This window comes from Pseudomonas sp. 58 R 12 (genome assembly GCF_900005865.1).
In the GTDB taxonomy this organism is placed as follows: domain Bacteria; phylum Pseudomonadota; class Gammaproteobacteria; order Pseudomonadales; family Pseudomonadaceae; genus Aquipseudomonas; species Aquipseudomonas tritici.
In genome coordinates, this window is record NZ_CVTP01000010.1 from 1 (window position 1) to 4,167 (window position 4,167).

General features: G+C 63.3%; 1 protein-coding gene. It reads left to right on the forward strand.

What is annotated here, in order from left to right:
* Positions 1 to 4,167 (forward strand): non-ribosomal peptide synthetase (locus BFP95_RS05850; RefSeq protein WP_139115296.1); only part of this gene is annotated, 4,167 nt, incomplete at both ends.

Consider the following 4,167-nt stretch of genomic DNA (forward strand, 5'->3'; position numbering starts at 1 on the left):
CCAGTCCATCAGCTACGCCGAACTGAATCGCCAGGCCAACCGCCTCGCGCATCACCTGATCGGCCAGGGCATTGGCCCGGAAGTGCTGGTGGGCGTGGCGGTCGAGCGTTCGTTCGACATGGTGGTCAGCCTATTGGCAGTGCTCAAGGCCGGCGGCGCCTATGTGCCGCTGGACCCGCAATACCCGCGTGAACGCCTGTTGCATATGCTTGAAGACAGCGGCGTGCGCCTGGTGCTGACCCAGTCTCATGTGGCGATGCCATTGCCCGAAGGCATGGCGACGGTCGATCTGGCGGATGCGCACCTGGCGTTGTGCCCTGAAAGCGATCCGCAGATAACGGTTTTTTCGCAGAACCTGGCCTATGTGATCTACACCTCCGGCTCCACCGGCAAACCCAAGGGCGTGGCGATCAACCATGCGGCGCTGACTGAGTTTTCCAGCATTGCTGCTGGCTATTCACGGTTGACCTCGGAAGACCGCGTTCTTCAATTCGCTACCCTGAACTTCGACGGTTTTGTTGAACAGCTGTACCCGGCGTTGACCCATGGCGCCACGGTTGTGCTGCGCGGTCCCGAGCTGTGGGACAGTGCGCGGCTGTACGAGGAAATCATCGCCCAGGGCATTACCCTGGCCGACTTGCCGACCGCCTACTGGAACCTGTTCCTGCTCGACTGCCTGGCCGCTGGCCCGCGTGCTTACGGTTCGCTTCGCCAGATCCACATCGGTGGCGAAGCCATGCCGCTGGACGGCCCGGCGCAGTGGCTCAAGGCCGGGCTTGGCCATGTGCGTTTGCTCAATACCTACGGCCCGACGGAGGCCACTGTTGTATCGAGCGTGCTGGACTGCACATCAGGCACCGAACTGATCGGCGCCACCGCCAGCCCGATTGGCCGTTCACTGCCAGGGCGGGCGTTGTATGTGCTGGATCGTGACTTGAACCTGGCGCCGCTGGGCGCCGTGGGCGAGTTGTACATCGGCAGCAGCTGCGGCTTGGCGCGTGCCTATCTGAACCGGGCGTTGCTGACGGCCGAGCGTTTTGTACCGGACCCGTTCGGCGAAACCGGTGAGCGCCTGTACCGCACGGGTGACTTGGCGCGCTACCGCGCTGACGGTGTAATCGAGTACGTCGGCCGGGTCGACCATCAGGTGAAAATCCGTGGTTTTCGTATCGAGCTGGGGGAAATCGAAGCGCTGTTGCTGGCCCAGGACGGCGTACGTGAAACCCTGGTGTTGGCTGCCGACAACCAGTTGGTGGCCTATCTGGTCAGCGAGCAAACCGACGCCGAAGCCCTGAAGTCGACTCTGCGTGAACAACTGCCGGACTACATGGTGCCGGCGCACCTGGTTTTCCTTGAACGCATGCCGCTGAACCCGAATGGCAAACTGGATCGCCAGGCGCTGCCAAAGCCCGATGCCAGCCAATCGCAGCAGCTGTGGGTCGAGCCCGTCACCGAACTGGAGCAACAGGTCGCCGCTGTCTGGGCCGATATCCTGGGCGCCGAGCGGGTAGGGCTGACGGACCACTTTTTTGAAATGGGCGGCCACTCGTTATTGGCCATGCAGGTGGTCTCGCGCCTGCGCCATGTATTGGGCCGTGAAGTCCCGCTGAAGCTGGTCTTCGAGCAACCCAGGCTCGAAGGTTTTGCCAGCGCCCTGCAAGCCTTGGAAGCGCCGGAAGGTGAGCAGGCACCGCCACTTATCGCGGTCGGTCGCGAACAACCGCTGCCGCTGTCTTACGCCCAGGAACGCCAATGGTTCCTCTGGCAACTGGACCCGGACAGCGCGGCGTACCATATCCCCAGCGCCTTGCGCCTCAAAGGTGCGTTGGATGTCTCGGCCCTGCAACGCAGTTTCGACGCCCTGGTGGCCCGTCACGAAAGCCTGCGCACCTGTGTGCAGGTACAGCCGGACGGTGCGCGGCAAGTGATTCAGCCTGACGGCGCCTTGCCGATCAACGTGCGTGGGGTCGACGAAGCTGATCTGCAAGCGCAGGTCGAGGCCGAGATCGCCCGTCCCTTTGATTTGCAGCAAGGGCCCTTGCTGCGTGTGACCTTACTGCGTTTGGCTGAAGACGAGCATGTGCTGGTGCTGGTGCAGCATCACATCGTGTCCGATGGCTGGTCGATGCAAGTGATGGTCGACGAGCTGGTGCAGTTGTATGCCGCGTTCAGCCAGGGCCAGGCGCCGCAACTGCCGGGCATGCCGATCCAGTACGCCGACTATGCCGTGTGGCAGCGCACCTGGATGGAAGCCGGCGAGAAGGCCCGCCAGCTCGACTACTGGCGTGAACTGCTCGGCGGTGAACAACCCGTGCTGGAGCTGCCGCTCGATCATCAGCGCCCGGCGCAGCAGAGCCACCGCGGCGCGCGTCTGGAGGTGCCGCTGCCAACCGCCCTGGCCGCCGATCTCAAGGCCTTGGCCCAGGCGCAGGGCGTGACGCTGTTCATGTTGCTGCTGGCCTCGTTCCAGACGTTGTTACACCGCTACAGCGGCCAACAGGATATTCGCGTCGGTGTGCCCGTCGCCAACCGCAATCGCGTCGAAACCGAGCGGCTGATCGGCTTTTTCGTCAACACTCAGGTGCTCAAGGCCGATATCGACGGGCACACCACCGTTGCCCAGTTGCTCGCTCAGGTCAAACAGCGTGCCCTGGATGCCCAGGCGCACCAGGACCTGCCGTTCGAGCAACTGGTCGAAGCCTTGCAGCCCGAGCGCAGCCTGAGCCTCAACCCGCTGTTCCAGGTGATGTTCAACCACCAGGCCGAAGGGCGCCCGGGCGACGCGCCGCAAGCCTTGGCCCACTTGCGTATTGAAGGCTTGGCGTGGGATCGGCGTACCGCCCATTTCGACCTCGACCTGGATGTGCAGGAGAGTGCGGACGGGCTCTGGGCGTCGCTGGGGTACGCCACCGATCTGTTCGACGCTGCCACCATTGAGCGCATGGCGCGGCATTGGCAGAACCTCTTGCAGGCGATGGTTGCCGATCAGCAACAGAACATTGGTCAGTTGAACCTGCTGGACCGTGACGAGCAACAGCACATTCTCCAACTGTGGGATCGCACCGACTCTGGCTTCCCGGCCACGCGCCTGGTCCATGAACTGTTCGCCGACCGCGCGGCTGAAAACCCCAATGCGGTGGCGGTGAAGTTCGATGCGCAAACCCTGAGCTATGGCCAGCTGGACAGCCAGGCCAACCGCCTCGCACATGCCTTGATCGCCCGAGGCGTCGGCCCCGAAGTGCGCGTGGCGATTGCCATGCCGCGCAGTGCCGAGAGCATGGTGGCGTTTCTTGCGGTGATGAAAGCCGGTGGTGTCTACGTGCCGCTGGATATCGAATACCCGCGTGATCGCCTGCTGTACATGATGCAAGACAGCCGTGCGCAATTGTTGCTGACGCACACCCGTGCCTTGCAGCAACTGCCGATCCCCGACGGCCTGGATAGCCTGGCGATTGATCGCACCGAAGACTGGAGCGATTACAGCGATACCGCACCGCACGTCGAATTGGACGGCGACAACCTGGCGTACGTCATCTACACCTCCGGCTCCACGGGCATGCCGAAGGGCGTGGCGGTCTCCCACGGCCCATTGGTGGCGCACATTATCGCGACCGGCGAGCGCTACGAAACCAGCCCGGCGGACTGCGAACTGCACTTCATGTCATTCGCTTTCGACGGCTCTCACGAAGGCTGGATGCACCCACTGATCAACGGTGCCAGCGTGCTGATCCGTGACGACAGCCTGTGGCTGCCCGAATACACCTACGAACAAATGCACCGCCATAACGTGACCATGGCCGTGTTCCCGCCGGTGTACCTGCAACAGCTGGCCGAACACGCTGAACGCGACGGCAACCCACCGGCTGTTCGTGTGTACTGCTTCGGCGGTGATGCCGTCGCCCAAGCCAGTTACGACCTGGCCTGGCGCGCACTCAAGCCAACCTACCTGTTCAATGGCTATGGCCCCACCGAAACCGTGGTCACGCCGTTGCTGTGGAAGGCCCGCAAAGGAGACCCATGCGGCGCCGTCTACGCGCCAATCGGCACACTATTGGGCAATCGCAGCGGCTATGTTCTGGACTCGCAACTCAACCTGCAACCCATTGGCGTGGCGGGCGAGTTGTACCTGGGCGGCGAGGGCGTAGCCCGGGGGTACCTGGAGCGTCC